This window comes from Halovivax limisalsi (assembly GCF_023093535.1).
In the GTDB taxonomy this organism is placed as follows: domain Archaea; phylum Halobacteriota; class Halobacteria; order Halobacteriales; family Natrialbaceae; genus Halovivax; species Halovivax limisalsi.
This window is the reverse complement of sequence record NZ_CP095757.1, coordinates 747,782-762,491: the sequence shown is the minus strand read 5'-3', so window position 1 is coordinate 762,491 and position 14,710 is coordinate 747,782. Positions and strand designations below refer to the sequence as shown.

The window sequence follows — 14,710 nt, the reverse complement described above, 5'->3', positions numbered from 1 at the left end:
ACGAACCCCGACGACGCAAGGACCGCAGGGAACGAACGCAGTGAGTGACCGAGGACCACAGCGAGTCGTGGGAGTCGAGAGAACCAGGGGCTTTTAAAGCGATTACGGCGATCCGATTACTCGCAGTATTATCTGAACAGCGCCGAACCGACTCACTCCGAAAATCCGTCGAGTTTCCGTGTGATCGTCGCGTAGACGTCGGGCGCACAATACCACCCCGCGTCGATCATCGCATCGATCGCGGTTCGAGCGTCGTCGACGCTGAGTGTCCCGTCTTTCACGAGGTTCAGGACCAGATAGGCCGTCCCGCGGGTTGTGATACCCTCGGCAGCGGCGACGTCGCGGCCGTACTGTTCGTCTATCACGGCGATTCCATCGCGCTCGTCAGCACACGCGAGGACGGCACAATCAGCGTCGCTGAGGTGCTCGTTCGTCTGCAACCGCGACAGGAGGGGAGTGGTATCAACCGTGATGACGGTGAACTGTTCGGCAGCGACGGCTCGCTCGATGCGGCGGGCATCCGGATACCCCGCATCGAGGCCAGTTTCGACGACCTCCTCGTAGACGCGCTCGGGGATGACGCGTGGCTCCTCGTAGTGTTCGAGGAGCGTCAAGTGATCAACCGTCGCGAGGTAGATCAGCGGGGTCGCGTCGAAGACCCACATTCACAGCGCCTCGAGATCCTCGTCGACGTGATCGCCCCCTACCCAGGTCACGTCACGCTCGTTGGCGAGTTGCGCGAAGTCCCAGACGGACATCTCTGCCAACTCGGCCGCCCTGGTAAACGTGATGGTCCCGGCCGCGAGTTGATCCAGTGCTCGTTCGCGACGCCATTCCTCGAGTCGCTCGGAGAGAAGCTTCCGAACGGCCGTACTCCGGTCGAGGTTCTCGTCCTGGAGATACGCGTCGAGTTCGTCCTCCAACTCGTCGGGCACGCGCGCCGAGATCGTTCCCATGGTGTATACAAAATATGCATCGTATACAAACGCTTCGGTGCTGTACGCCGGCGCCCGGACGATAGCGGTCAGGAGCGACGCGCAACTACCCACGACACGATCGTGTCTGGCATCCAGGAGAGACGGGCCAATCGGTCCGCGCCCGTCCGTCCTCGAGAGGCCACTTCGGTGCGAACTGCCGGCCGTGATCGATCCAGCCGAGACTGATTCTCGATCCGATCGACTGCGATGACGGCGAGTCGGATGGCGGGTTCCTCGAGAAGCGGGCCTGGCAACGGAGGTGTCGGCTCACACTCGTCTACGTGCAGGGGATGCGAGGGGCGTAGTCCGACAACCAGTCCGCCCAGACCAATTGCCCGATTCGTGTTCGTTGGAATCGCTGTGTGCCACGTCGGTCAGCGGGTTACGGTGGCCCACTGAAGCGATCGAATCCGTCCGCCCACGGTCGCCGGATACGGACGACTGAAATCGCTCGTTCGTCGAGAAACGGGCCCACCGACGGCGCAAATCGGCCATCGCGGGGGAAGAGCGCCAGGGACGTCGAAATGATCGTCACGACATGGGACCGTCCAGACGTACGCGCTCGCACCGATCGACGATACGGTCGCTCCAGTTTGAGCGTCGGCGGGCAGGGAACCGCCGAACGCAGATGGCTTTCTGGGGGAGATACATCTTTGTGGTGTCGCGATAAACTGTCATCCATGCACGGGTCCGGCCTCGACGGGGAGACGATCGAGGTGCTAGAACGCGTCCTCGGCGAGCACGGCGTGTCATTCGCGATGGTGTTCGGATCGGGTGCCCGAGGAACGATGGACGAGGAGAGCGATCTGGACGTCGCGATCGAGTTCGATACCGTTCGGCCGACGGACGACGGCTACAGTGAGCGGTATCTGCGACTGCAGACGGCGCTCGAAGCGACGCTCTCGATCCCCGTCGACGTGGTCGACGTCCATGCGATGGAACCGCGGTTCGCCAGCGTTGCGTTCGACGAGGGACGCCTGATTCGTGGCACCGAGTCCCGAAAGGCCGAGTTAGCGGAGTGCTACGCCGGCGAGGCGCCGTCGGTGACGAACGCTCGCGAGCGGGTGCGAGCGGCAGTCGAACGACTGCAGGATGGCACGGTCGGATGAGTGACGACGATGGCCTGTCGGCGGAGCGAGCCACCCGAATCGCCGATGCGATAGAAGACATCGAGCGGAACGTGTCCGGTCTCGAGCGGTACCAGAAACTCTCGCGATCGGAGTACTGTGCGGACGAGGCGCTCGAACAGCGCGAGGCCGTCGAACGGAAGTTCGAGAAATTGATCGCCGCAACCGTCGACGTCGCCGAGACGATCCTCGCAGCCGAAGGCACTTCGGTTCCCGGTCGGAGAAAGGATACGATCGCGGGGCTCGAACAACGTGATATAATCGAAGAAGACCTCGCACAGCAGTTACGCGACGCGGTCGGGTTTCGGGACGTCCTGGCGCACACGTACGGCCCGGTAATCAACGATGATATCGTCTACGATGCGTTACAAACCGGTCTCGATCGGTTCGTTGGGTTCGCCGAGGCGGTCGAGTCCTATCTCGACGATGCGATCGAAGACTAATCCTGCGAGTAAGCGCCCTAGGCGGTGGCGGTTTGTAACGAGCAGCCCATTCGATTGAATACCGTCTCACGAGGCTCGTCGATACACGTATCGAAGATGTGGCAACACAGTCGATCGGCTACCTCTCTGCCTGATCGGACATCCATCACCCTCGACCCGGCCCCGCCGACCGAACCCTACAGAAACGGCCTGATCAAACGCTCGACGTACCCGCCGTGTCCCTCCTGCCGCGAACCGATCATCACGATCTGGACCGACGGTCCGAACCATCACAACGCCGATCCCTGCGGCTGTCCGCTCTCCGATCACGACGTCGTGGACCTGGTGGCCTCGCAATGACCGACGCCGACGTCACCGAGTCTGCCGACCCCACGGATGCCGCCGAGGGGACCTCCCGCTGTGTCCCTATTGCGAGACCCCGATCGCCGCCGTCACCTCCACGGGTCCGCACACCCACAGCGCCAGCCCCTGCGGCTGTCGGCTCACGCTCGTCGACGTGCGGGCGATGGACTAGCGACTCCGATCGAGACCGCGAAATCGCCTACGATCGATATAGTGGTATACAATCGCCTCGGTCGCCGGCGTGCGAGTAACGATGTCGGGGTGACGGGCCCAACCCGTCGACCCTGACCGAGTGACAGCCACTGGGGTCGCGTCTCTCGTCACTCGAGTCTCGCGAGGATTTGAGAAACGTAGGGACTGTTGTCCCAGCTCCGGTGGGTTCCAATCGCCGTAATGAGGGTGCGGGCCGCCTCGTCCGTCACGTGGTCGTTTCGAGCGTAGTCTCGGAGGAGGCGCGGTGTCGGGACGATGCGTGGCCCCTGGAGTGCGGCGTGGACGAGCGCGAAGTTCGTGCCGCCAAACTCGTCGGTGAGGAAGCCGTCGACGTCGAGCGCGTTCGCGAGCACGATCCCGTCCGTCTCTCCGTCGTCGAGGCCGAACGTCGGTCGCGAATCGGGCGGTTCCGGGCGCTCGTACGGGTCGTCGACCGTGTAGTGGTCGCGCGCGGAGAGGACGGTCCCGGCTGCGTCGCCGTGGATGTCGTCGTACTGCGCGATTGTCCGCAGTTCCGAGACGACAGTCGGCGGTACCGTTACGGTACCGGAGGTGAGGAGGTACCCGAGCGGGTCCGGAGCTGACTCGGTATCGTAGTCGGCGTCGACGCGGGGGACGGCGAGACTGACGAGCGCGCTCGTATCGGCGACGGTCGTTCGAAGGCGCCCCTGGCTCATCGCTCGTCGTCGGCACCGGACGGCTCGGACGCGTAGATGTCGGCGTCCGCATCGGGCGCGGAGAGATCGAGGGGTTCGTCCTCGAGATCCGCTTTGAGGAGCCGAAGCCGCTGGGCGGTCTCGGCCCCGACGAGTCGTTTGACCGTCTCGAACTCCAGCTGGTCGTCGTAGTACTTCGTCGCGACCAGTTCCTGAAACCTCTCGCTCTCCGCCGTTGTTTCGAGGTACTCGCGGATCGCCTCGACGAGGAGATCGGTACGATCCGCGTCGTAGAGGTCGGCGATCGCATCGAGTCGCTCCACGAGATACTCCGGGGACTGGAAGTGGACGCGTCGGGGTTCGTCGGCGGCACTCATAGTATGTGCAGGTTCTGCACAAAGGCTATTAGAGGTTGTGCCTCGATGTACGCTGTTTGGGTGCGCGTAGCCGATCGATCACCGACGTCACGTCCACCGGCCCGCACCCACTCCGCGCGACCCTGCGGCTGTCGGCTCACGCACGTCGACGGGCTGGCGATGCGGTGATGTCCAGAGGCATGTGGCATCTGAGATAGTTACGCCCAGCCAATTGGCCGATTCGATCGAGTCGCCGTGCGCCACGACGGTCAGGGTGGTTGCGTTGCCAACACAGTCCTGGCGCAACCATACCGTTCGTCCACACGGTCACCGTGCGGGATCGAAATCGCGCGGGTGTCGAGAGACACACGAAGCGACGACGGCGATACGGGACCGTGGTACGACGGGACGTGGGTTGCCAGGGCTGTCGAAATGACCGTCACGAGGCAACGACGTGGAGCGAACGTCGGGAAGATGAACCGTCGAAAACGGGACCGCAGGACGAAGCAACACGGGCGGTGGCTCGAACGGGGCGAGCACCGTTCGTCAACAGGCGAAAGCTCCGGCGGCACTGGGGATCTCCGATTCGATCGGTCACGAACGACCGCCGATCTTTCGAACGACAGCGCGAGTCGCGGGCAGCGCTGAACGGTCTGTTCCGCGAGCGGTGCGAGTAGTTCGAGACTGCCTTCGTATATCAGAAACCGGGACCGCCCGTGAGGGGGCCGCTTTGGGCCGTGAGCAGAGCCTTATCGGGCGAGTGGCGTTCGAACCGGTCGCAGGAAGAGAGCACACTCGTCCGTATCTGAACAGCGCTGATCACGGTTGCCCGAATGCTTAATACGCTCTCACCGAAGGAGAAAACACAGTGATGAGCGACGTACAGAGTCGGGTCCCGGCGCAGCAAATCGATATCGCGACCGGTACCGATTGCGCCGAGGTGTAGGAGAAGATGGACGACAGGCGTAAAACCGATACCGACGAAATGCATGGGATGGAACACCGATGAGCGTTCCAAGGCGAGACACACGTCCATACGAAGCCGACGATCCCCTGTTGGACCTGGTCGGCGATACCCCACTCGTTCGAAGTCCAACGAATCAAAATGTATTGTGCAAACTCGAAACGGAGAACCCGACTCGATCGATGAAAGACCGAGTGGCAATGGGGATTCTGGTCGAGGCCAGTTCAGAATACGATTTCGATACGGTCGTCGAAGCGAGTTCCGGTAACACCGCCGGGGCGGTCGCGTTCGTCGCCAACCGATTGGGACTCGAGTGTCACGTGACGTGTCCCGAAACGACCAGCCAGCAGAAGATCGGCTATATGAAGGCGTTCGGCGCAACTGTTCACTTGTGTCCGTCTGTGGACGAAGAACACTCCGAGCACTATCACAGCGTGGCCAAGGATCTCGTGGACGAGCACGACGCGTTCTTCGTGAATCAGTACGAAAACCAGGCGAATCCCGAAGTGCACTACCGGTGGACCGGCCCGGAGATCTGGCAACAGGCCGGCGAAACCATGACCCACCTCGTCTGCGCCATGGGAACGGGCGGAACGCTCAGCGGAGCGGCACGGTTCATCAAAGAGCGAGCGCAAGAACGAGACGCCGACGTCAACATCGTCGGCGTCGACGCAGAGAATTCGAACATCTCCGCCGCGTTCGACGGTTCGGAATACGGTGAGTACGATACGGAGGTCGAAGGACTCGGAAAAGGACGGGAACTCCCGACGATGTGGTTCGAGTACATCGACGAAGTTCGGAACGTCTCCGATGACCGGGCCTTCGAGCAGGCACGATCGGCTGCCGTCGATCACGGCCTGCTGATCGGTCCGAGTGCTGGCGCCGCCCTCTCCGTTAGCCACGACATCGTGGCCGAAGAACCCGATTCGACGGTCGTCGCGGTCGTCTGCGACGGCGGGGAACAATACTTCCAAACGTTGTTCGGATCCGATAACCGCTCCGATGAGTGAACCCGAGGTACTCGGCGTGCTCGGTGGAATGGGACCACGGGCAACGGTCAATTTCGTTGAAACGCTGATCGACGAGACGCCAGCCGAAACCGACCAGGAGCACATTCCGACGATCGTGTACAACGATCCGACGATTCCGGACAGGAACGCCGCAATCTTGGACGGGGCGGAGAGCCCGTTGCCAAAACTACGGACGATAGCACGGAACCTCGAAGCCCAGGGGGTCGACGCGATTGCGATCCCGTGTAACACCGCCCACCATTATTACGACGCGCTGACGGCTTCAGTGGACGTCGAGATACTAAATATGGTTCAGGCAGTTCGGGAGACGGTGGAATCGGCCGGGGTGAGCAGTGTGGGAATCCTGGGAACGACGACCGTGCTCGAAGCCGGAATCTATCGGGACTATTTCGCGGATTCGACGGTCGAACTGATCGCGCCAGAAGCGAGGGAGGCCGTGATGGACGTGATATATGCGATCAAAGAGGGAGAACACGACAGCGCACAAACGACGTTCGAATCGATAATCGCCGACTTCGAACGCCAGTCAGTCGATTCACTCATCATCGCGTGTACGGATCTATCCGTCCTCGACGTGCCCGATTCCACGACCACGTACGATTCGTCGCGGATTTTGGCGATCGAATGCGTATCGAGGTTCGGCCGAGACGGAAGGGAGAGTCAGGAAGCGTAAACGGATAAAACGGCGAATCCAGATTGGGACATACCGAACTATGGCCAGGTTTCATCTGACGGACGACCCCGATGCGTTCGATCGAGCGAACGGGTTACAGGAAACGGCGGGGTTAACACCGTATGCGACGGTACGCGAACGCGATCATTACATCTCGACGTACGAAAAGCGGGCAATCGACACCGAGAATTTCCGTGCGTTCGAGAACGGGGATTTCGTCGCGGTTATCGGAACGCTGTTCTGTGGGGACAAGCTCGGCGGTGCAGCGTTACGCGACGTCTATACGTTATTCACCGACGGCTCACTCAAAACCGTTCGAGAAGCATGCTTCGGACATTATACGGTCCTCGTCAAGCACGGGGAGACGATCACCGTCTTCACCGATCCCAACGGCGTATCCGAAACCTATTACGCCGAAGACTCGAAGTGGTTCGTTTCAAATTCGCTCGCGATTACCGCACAGTGTCTGGACGAGCGAACCGTCGACCAGTTCCGACTGATTCAAAAAGCTATCGAGTTTGCAGAGGTTTCGAGGGAGACGCTCTATACGGGCGTAAACCGGCTGCTCGGTACCGAGAAACTCGTTATCGATCTGGGTGCGGGAACGCTTTCGACCGAACCCGCTCGGATACCGGAGACCGACTGGAATTACGACGACCGGTCCTTCGATGAAGTGGTCGAAACCCACGCGGCACTGCTCTCCCAGCAGTGTAAACACGTGGTGAACGGGGCCGGCGCGATAGGAATACAGGCCACGGGAGGTCTCGACTCCCGAATGGTCCTCGCCAGCGTGCTGACCCATGGACACGAACCAACGATTCTGTACGGCGTGGGGAACTCGAACCTCACAAACACCGAAACCGCTGACCTCGAAGTGGCGAAAGCGTACGCTGACAGGTACGACCTCCGATTTTCTCGAATGGATTGGACCGGTGACTACCCGCTTTCGAGCAAAACGCTCGAAGAGCAATTCCGCAAGTACGGATTCCGGTATCGCATGTACGGGGCGACACCCTCGGTCTTCGACTCCCTCTCGAGTGATCTGCCGTCCGACATCCAACTCACGATGAGCGGATACGGATTCGGGACCGTCTCCAACGCCTATTATTGGGAAATGGAAAATCGGACTCCCATAACGATTCGCGAAATCGTCACGGAGGTATTTTCCGCAATAGATCAGTTGCGCGGCGAATTCACCGCGTCGGAAGCGTACCTGGATGCACTTACGGAGGACGCGGGGTCGTTCCTCGCTGAGTACTGGGACTCGGTCGATGCAGAAAGCGCGTTGTCGTTAGACGAATTCGTCGAGGCGATACAACTGCTGAACGGAAAATCACAGTCGAAGTACGTCAACACGGTGAACGAGTTCACGTACCATCTCGCACCGCTGGCGACGTATCGGATTAGTCAGTCGGTTCTTTCCTTCCCGGAAGCGTATCGACGCGGAGAACGAATTCGGGTAGCGGTCCTCGAACAGCTGTTCGAGGACATTTTGAACGTCGACATGTTCACCGGGAGACGGAACGCAAAAATTACGGACGAAGGAGAGATCGATCGCACACAAACGATCGCGCAGCGGATTGCGGAGGTACTCCCGGATGCCGCTGTCGACGCGATCGAACCGCTCTATACGTCGGTGACGAGTCAACCACTGTCGGACCCCGATAGTGAGATACTTCGGCAGGATATCAGACAGATACACGCCAATGAGGTACTCGGAGACCTGTTCGACATCGAACACAAACCCCGGGATATCCGGTATCCGGCCCGTCTCTCCCTGGAGTCGCGAGCAGTCGACATGATCGGATACGATACTATCGATCGGTCGTGAATCGAGAAGGGGACGCACGTAGCTCGATTTTCGGATTGGAGAACCCGGTTCGGCCGAATTCACGGCGACCACCTGCGGCGGTGCAGTCCTGCTTGCGTTCCGAGTCACGCATCGACAAGGTTGCGTCCGAAGGACGACGAACGCGGGAGACGCTCGGTACCTGTGAGTGACTCGGTCGCCATGGGATCAATTACTACCGCGGTATTCGATCGAGAGCGAATAAGCGGCTCTCAGAAGCTATAAATATCCGAGATCTCGGAGACGGTTTTCGGTGGCCTCCGACGTTGAGCGCTCTGCATCGCGCTCTACAGGTGAGTGCGTGTTGGGTTTCGTTCCACACATCGCGGCGTCGACCTCGTACCAGGGGACGACTCGAAGGTGGGGGTGTGGGATCTCCGGATGGTCCCAGAGACCGAACTCACCGAGCAGCTCCCCGTGGTCTGCAGTAACGACGACCGGACAATCCACGCGCTGGACTAACGTCCGAACGGCTGCTAATGCCGCGTCGAGGTTACCACGATAGCCGTCCCTGAGGGCGGCCTCATCCTTGATCCCGCTTCTGAGAAGCGCTTGGTATCCCCGCTGATTGGAATCGGCAACGGTGAGGTCGTACTCGAGTTCTTCCCCCCAAGTGATGTCGTAGTGTAGTTTCTCTTCGAGCGTGATAGAATCGTTTTCCGTCATAAACGTGGCCTTTTCCTCGGGAGAATACGATCCATCGACCGTCGACTCCTGGTACTCCAATACGTAATCGGAAAATTCGTTCTCGCCGACGAACGGGAGGTGGGGTTGCATGTAGTGAACGACGAGTCTGGTCGGCTCCGGTCTGGCGGCTTCCTCCAGTGCGACGTTCGTTACGTCCTCGGGCAATACGGTACGTGCGTCCGGATCCCACGCAAAATTGTAGACATCGACGAACCGCTCCACGTGGTCGGCTGCACAGTACGTCGAATACCCGAAATCGCTGTTCCGCGGTGAGTACTCGAAGTCACCGATAATGGGATTCGAACTCACGTATGTAAGCGAGTACTGGTCCGTCCATACGTTCGGCCCCCACTGAGGAGTGAGACTGCCTGGACTCCACGTTCGTTCGATCGTTCCCTCGAGGTAGTCCGACACCTGACGCTCGAAATAATCGAATCTACATGCGTCGAGCACGATTAGAACGAATTCATCGTGGTCCGATATGAAATCGTGAATCCGGCGTTCCTGTGCCGGGGGGCGATGCAACCATTTGTACAGATGACCGTAACCGCCTAATACCGATTCGGAGAGTCGGCGGAGAAGGTAGGGGGGAACCTCTCGGGGGTTGCGAAGGCCTCGCTTAAGGAGCGTACCGACGTTTCGACCCATCGTCCCTCTGTGTCGCTTCCAGTGGCATATACATTCGTATTCTACGAACGCGAGTCGGACGAACCCGGAGGCGGGCCACGATTGCCGGCGGTGAAACTGCGTAGAAGGGGATTACCGACAACCTCGGCACGACGGGTGCAGCGTGACCGGTGGAGAAAGGTGAGCGTGAAATACGCGATGACTCTGAGCAGACGAGGTGTAACCGCAGTTATGGAGAGGTAAACTTTCCCCCGGGTTATACTTATATTGATGTGATTTTTAGCATATTAAAATTGGTTTGTGAGGAATCATAGGTGGGAATCGTAAGTCGGCGCCAAATTAACGAATAGATATATAAGCCCATAGTAACACTCGGGGGTATGCGTCGGTGTCACGAATGTCTGATGGCGGAGTCCAAGCCGGGCGTGGAACTGGACGAAGACGGTGTGTGTCCGGCCTGTCGACGAGCGGCAGATCGATCTGGAGTTGATTATGATGATAGGTTCAACCAATTAGAAGCGCTGGCCGAGAAATACCGGCGCAAAGACGGCCAGTACGATTGTATTATCCCCGTGAGTGGTGGGAAGGATAGTTACTACCAAACGCACGTGATGGCCGAGGAACTGGAAATGAACCCCCTCCTAGTTGCCGTGAAGGATAGTTACAGCCGCACGGCGGCGGGAGAGCACAACATCCGTAACCTGAGAGAGCAGTTCAACTGTGATCTCATCACGGTGGAGATGGGGATAGAGACGGAACGAAAGATGACCCGCGCGGCGTTCGAGGGGGAACTGGGATACCCCATCTGGGCAACGGAACGGGCGATACAATGCGTTCCCCTACAGATGGCAATAAATTTCGATATTCCATTTATCATCTATGGAGAGAATGTCAGCTGGGAGTACGGCGGTGTTCTCGAAGCGGACGAAGAACCATACAGCGCCATGAGCATGGTCGAGAACAACGTTGCGGAACCCGTAGAAATGGAGTACTGGCTCGACTACGGGCTCTCAGCGGAAGAGCTCAATATGATCGAGTACCCGTCGATCGACGAGATCGAATCCTCGCAGCTCGAACCCGTTTTCCTGAGTTACTTCCAGCCGTGGGACGGATACGATAACTACCAACTCGCCAAGCGGTACGGGTTCAGAGACTTATCAGGCGAGTGGGATAGAGCGGGGTACATCGACGACTTCGATCAGATCGATACCATTGGGTACCTGATCAACTACTTCCTGAAATACGTTAAACTCGGATTCGGCCGAACGACTGACGTGGTGGGCTACTGGCGACGGAGCGACCACTTCGACCTCTCACGTTCCGAGGCGCGAGCGTTGATCGAAGCGAACGACCACAAACTCGATCAGACGATTCTCGATGACTTTCTCGAATTTGCTGGATACACGGACCGGGAGTTCTGGGAGATCGTCGAAGAGCACAAAAATGACGAACTGTTCGAGGGCTCGTTTTTGAGCGGCCCGATACCCAAACCCGAGAACGATTTCGAAAACTTCGATTGACGGACCCGCTCGAAAGCCGAATCACTAACCGATCGATCGGTCAGACCCCCGTTATAGACTGAGTAGCTCCTCGGACCGGCTGCCGGCCCCGTGCCGTCTCGAACACTCACCACGGTCGGCGGAGCGGGTGCCGATCGAAACGGGGGCCGAGACGGAGAACTGGTTTCATGCCGCGATGACAGTCGCGTCTCTGCGAGCTGCCGGGGGAATTGCGGCGTCCAGCCACCGCGACCCCAGGTCGATGTGTTAGGCGTACAGCGCGCAGTATGAGCAAGGAGAGAAGGACAAGCTACTTCGGACCGCGGGTCTTCAACGAAACGCATGGCAACGAGCGTCGTGTCCATTATCTCGACGAGATCTCAATACGCCCGTATCAAGACCGTGCTCACTGCACTGCAAGAGTCACCGGAGATCGATCTTCGCCTGGTTATCACGGGCGGGACGCTCGTCCATCGGTTCGGTAACCTGACCGAAACGATAGAAAGCGACGATCTCGAGATCGAGAAGAAGATCCACACGTTGATTGAGGGGGACGAACCCGTGACACAGGCAAAAACGACCGGGATTGGACTCGTCGAGTTTGCCACTGCCCTCGACGAAATCGATCCAGACGTGGTCCTGATGACGGGTGATCGCTACGAGACCATGGCATCGACGCTCGCAGCATCCTATCTCAACGTCCCCGTTATTCATCTCGAGGGCGGAGAACTAACCGGATCGATCGACGATAAAGTTCGCCACGCTACCACGAAACTCGCAGATTATCACTGTGTGTCGACGGGCCGAGCCGAACGGATCGTCGACGAGCTCGGCGAACCAGCGGACCGAATCTACAGAACCGGGTGTCCATCGATAGACATCTGCCAGCAGATAGAAGCCGACGGGAGGACGAATTACGACCCACAGCAGGAGTACGGCGGAGTCGGATCCACCGTCGACGTCTCGGACGAATATATCGTCGTCCAGTACCATCCCCTCCCGACCGAATACGAAACGAATTACGAAAAGGCACGGACCGTCCTCGATGCGTACGCCGCTCTCGACGTACAGGCGTTCTGGTTCTGGCCCAACATGGACGCAGGAACCGATCAGGTCTCGAAGGCGATCAGGGAGTTTCGCGAGCAGAACGGATCGAAGCAGGTCCGGTTCTTCATCAATCTCGACCCGCACGACTATTTGACGGTGGTCCGGAATTCGTCCTGCATGGTCGGGAATTCGAGCGTCGGGATCCGTGAATGCTCGTTCTTTGGCGTCCCGACCGTCAATATCGGTGACCGCCAGCACGCACGCGAACGGGGCCAGAACGTGATCGACGTCGAATGCGACCGTGACGAGATCGTCACCGCCATCGAGACGCAGTTGCGTCACGGCCGATATCCGAAGTCGGACCTCTACGGAGACGGAACTGCAGCGGACCAGATAGCAACGCTCATCCCGAATCTAGATATTTCCCTGAAAGGGCCGATGACGACGACTGCGCTCGACGGCGTGACCGAGGGGGAGCTGCTGAACCATGAGTGAGCGATCGGTCGTCGGTATTGTTCCGGCCAGAGGCGGTTCGAAGGGCATCCCGAGGAAGAACGTCAGAGAACTCGCCGGACGGCCATTGATCGCCCACTCGATTCGTGCAGGAACCGCGGCGAACTCCGTCGATACGGTTATCGTTTCGACGGACGACGAAGAAATAGCAGACACCGCAGAAGAATACGGTGCACGGGTTCCGTTTATGCGACCGCCGACCCTGGCAACCGACGAAGCGCCGACGAGTCCGGTGATCGCACATGCGCTCGAAACGCTCGCCGAGGCGGGCGAAACGTACGACGATTTCGTGCTGTTACAACCGACCTCGCCCCTCCGGACGGCTGCCGACGTCGACGACGCGTATTCTCACTACAGGAACCGGGACGTCGACTCGCTATTTTCGGCCTATCCGACGACAGAAACCCGCTGGAAGAAGACCGAACAGGGGGCGATACGACGAAATTACACCGATGCGAGCAAGCGACGACAGGATCGAGAGCCCGAGTGGGTCTGTAACGGCGGCATCTATATCACGGCCGTCGACGCGTACTGGGAAACGGAAGAGATACTCACCGGCACGACGGCCATCTACGAGATGGACGAAATCACATCCATCGACATCGATACGCCGTTCGATTTATGGCTGGCAGAACAGGTGATGACGAGGTGGAACCGATGATCGAAATCGGCAGTTCGACGATCGGAGCGGGAGCGAAACCGTACCTCATCGCGGAAGTCGGTATCAACGCGTGGACGGACCGTCGTCTGGCCAAACGATTTATCGAAGTCGCCGCGGAGGCGGGGGCCGATGCGGTAAAGTTCCAGACCCACATCGCGGACGCCGAGATGGTCGAATCGGCGATGAACGAAGTGGGGGCAGGTGAGGTCTACGAAACCGTACGCGAGTGTGAGTGGTCGGTGGAGGATCACGAGGAACTCCAGTCGCACGCTTCCGAAAACGGAGTCGCGTTCCTTTCGACGCCGTTTTCGGTCGAGGCAGTGGAGATCCTGGAGGCCATCGACGTGCCAGCGATCAAGATCGGGTCGGGTGAACTGTCCAACCGAGAACTACTGGCGCGGGCCGGAGAGACGGGCAAACCGTTGCTCGTTTCGACCGGTATGCACACCGAGGAAGAGATCGCCGAGGCCTGTGCGTTCATCGACGACGTGGCAGCCGACTTTGCGCTCTTTTATTGCGTTTCCGAGTACCCGACAACCGCTGCCGATTTCGACTTCGGAACCATCGACCGACTCCGGGAACTGGCGTCCGTTCCGATCGGATTTTCGGATCATTCGACGGGGGCCGAAGCCGCAAAAGTCGCGATCGGAAACGGGGCTGCGATGGTCGAGAAACACTTCACCATCGACCGCCGGCTGCCCGGTCCGGACCAATCCGTCTCGGTCGAACCCGACACGTTCGAGGACCTCAGTTCGTTCGCCAGGTTGTACCACGAGACGTCCGGGCAAAAGGACGGATTGCAGGGTGAAGAAGCAGCCGTGAAGTCCTGGGCGGAACACAGTATCGTCGCATCTCGAGACATCGAGCCTGGAGAATCGTTTTCGAAGGAGAACCTAACGACGAAGCGGCCTGGAACCGGGATACCGGCGCGGGAGTATTTCACTGTGTTGGACGAGAAGGCAGCCGAACGTATCCGCGCTGGAGAACTGATCGCCGACGACCAGATCGACCGGGAGACGGATTGATCGGTCCCGAAAACGGGAGA

Annotated in this window: 14 protein-coding genes; 9 read left to right on the top strand and 5 right to left on the bottom strand. The window is 59.3% G+C overall.

All coding sequences use genetic code 11. The features are described 5' to 3' along the window. Positions 1-152 precede the first annotated feature (152 nt). Positions 153-665: a PIN domain-containing protein gene (locus tag MXA07_RS03320; RefSeq protein WP_247730630.1), complete on the bottom strand. Its 513-nt coding sequence runs from the start codon at positions 663-665 to the stop codon at positions 153-155. Further along, complete coding sequence (locus MXA07_RS03315) at positions 666-956, bottom strand: UPF0175 family protein (protein ID WP_247730629.1); 291 nt, start codon at positions 954-956, stop codon at positions 666-668. A 701-nt stretch (positions 957-1,657) separates the two neighbouring features. On the opposite strand from MXA07_RS03315, the gene mntA reads away from it, so the two are divergent. Both mntA and hepT read left to right on the top strand, forming a co-directional pair. Further along, the gene (gene mntA, locus MXA07_RS03310; RefSeq protein ID WP_247730628.1) at positions 1,658-2,086 is read left to right on the top strand and encodes a type VII toxin-antitoxin system MntA family adenylyltransferase antitoxin; all 429 of its coding nucleotides are present in this window, start codon (positions 1,658-1,660) and stop codon (positions 2,084-2,086) included. Beyond that, positions 2,083-2,547, top strand: a complete 465-nt coding sequence (gene hepT / locus MXA07_RS03305; RefSeq protein WP_247730627.1) for a type VII toxin-antitoxin system HepT family RNase toxin — start codon at positions 2,083-2,085, stop codon at positions 2,545-2,547. Before mntA ends, hepT begins: the two co-directional genes overlap by 4 nt. 662 nt (positions 2,548-3,209) lie before the next feature. Here the strand turns inward: hepT and MXA07_RS03300 are convergent. Together MXA07_RS03300 and MXA07_RS03295 are read right to left on the bottom strand one after the other, a co-directional pair. Beyond that, the gene (locus tag MXA07_RS03300; protein WP_247730626.1) at positions 3,210-3,779 is read right to left on the bottom strand and encodes a hypothetical protein; all 570 of its coding nucleotides are present in this window, start codon (positions 3,777-3,779) and stop codon (positions 3,210-3,212) included. Beyond that, entirely contained in the window at positions 3,776-4,135 is a 360-nt protein-coding gene (locus MXA07_RS03295; protein ID WP_247730625.1) for a hypothetical protein, read from the bottom strand. The genes MXA07_RS03300 and MXA07_RS03295 overlap by 4 nt, the downstream gene beginning before the upstream one ends. Positions 4,136-5,119: 984 nt before the next feature. On the opposite strand from MXA07_RS03295, the gene MXA07_RS03290 reads away from it, so the two are divergent. The 3 genes from MXA07_RS03290 to MXA07_RS03280 are packed head-to-tail and all read left to right on the top strand — an operon-like array spanning position 5,120 to position 8,613. After that, positions 5,120-6,088 (top strand): PLP-dependent cysteine synthase family protein, encoded by a 969-nt coding sequence (locus MXA07_RS03290; protein ID WP_247730624.1) that lies wholly within the window; start codon positions 5,120-5,122, stop codon positions 6,086-6,088. Then, positions 6,081-6,782 carry a cysteate racemase gene (cuyB, locus tag MXA07_RS03285; protein ID WP_247730623.1) on the top strand — a complete coding sequence of 234 codons (702 nt, stop codon included), beginning with the start codon at positions 6,081-6,083 and terminating at the stop codon, positions 6,780-6,782. The genes MXA07_RS03290 and cuyB overlap by 8 nt, the downstream gene beginning before the upstream one ends. 40 nt (positions 6,783-6,822) lie before the next feature. Further along, on the top strand, positions 6,823-8,613 hold the full coding sequence (locus tag MXA07_RS03280; RefSeq protein WP_247730622.1) for a hypothetical protein: 1,791 nt from the start codon (positions 6,823-6,825) through the stop codon (positions 8,611-8,613). A 237-nt stretch (positions 8,614-8,850) separates the two neighbouring features. On the opposite strand, the gene MXA07_RS03275 is transcribed toward MXA07_RS03280, so the two are convergent. Next, positions 8,851-9,966 carry a sulfatase-like hydrolase/transferase gene (locus tag MXA07_RS03275; protein WP_247730621.1) on the bottom strand — a complete coding sequence of 372 codons (1,116 nt, stop codon included), beginning with the start codon at positions 9,964-9,966 and terminating at the stop codon, positions 8,851-8,853. Between the two features lie 359 nt (positions 9,967-10,325). Here MXA07_RS03275 and MXA07_RS03270 point away from each other — a divergent pair, with 359 nt between their 5' ends. From MXA07_RS03270 to MXA07_RS03255, 4 genes are all read left to right on the top strand, one after another. Next, positions 10,326-11,465 carry an N-acetyl sugar amidotransferase gene (locus MXA07_RS03270; protein WP_282102536.1) on the top strand — a complete coding sequence of 380 codons (1,140 nt, stop codon included), beginning with the start codon at positions 10,326-10,328 and terminating at the stop codon, positions 11,463-11,465. A gap of 321 nt (positions 11,466-11,786) precedes the next feature. Further along, a complete protein-coding gene (gene neuC, locus MXA07_RS03265) occupies positions 11,787-12,986 on the top strand; it encodes a UDP-N-acetylglucosamine 2-epimerase (RefSeq protein WP_247730619.1) in 1,200 nt (399 codons plus the stop codon). Further along, positions 12,979-13,665 carry an acylneuraminate cytidylyltransferase family protein gene (locus tag MXA07_RS03260; protein ID WP_247730618.1) on the top strand — a complete coding sequence of 229 codons (687 nt, stop codon included), beginning with the start codon at positions 12,979-12,981 and terminating at the stop codon, positions 13,663-13,665. Before neuC ends, MXA07_RS03260 begins: the two co-directional genes overlap by 8 nt. Further along, complete coding sequence (locus MXA07_RS03255) at positions 13,626-14,690, top strand: N-acetylneuraminate synthase family protein (protein ID WP_247730617.1); 1,065 nt, start codon at positions 13,626-13,628, stop codon at positions 14,688-14,690. The genes MXA07_RS03260 and MXA07_RS03255 overlap by 40 nt, the downstream gene beginning before the upstream one ends. The last annotated feature ends 20 nt before the right edge of the window (positions 14,691-14,710 follow it).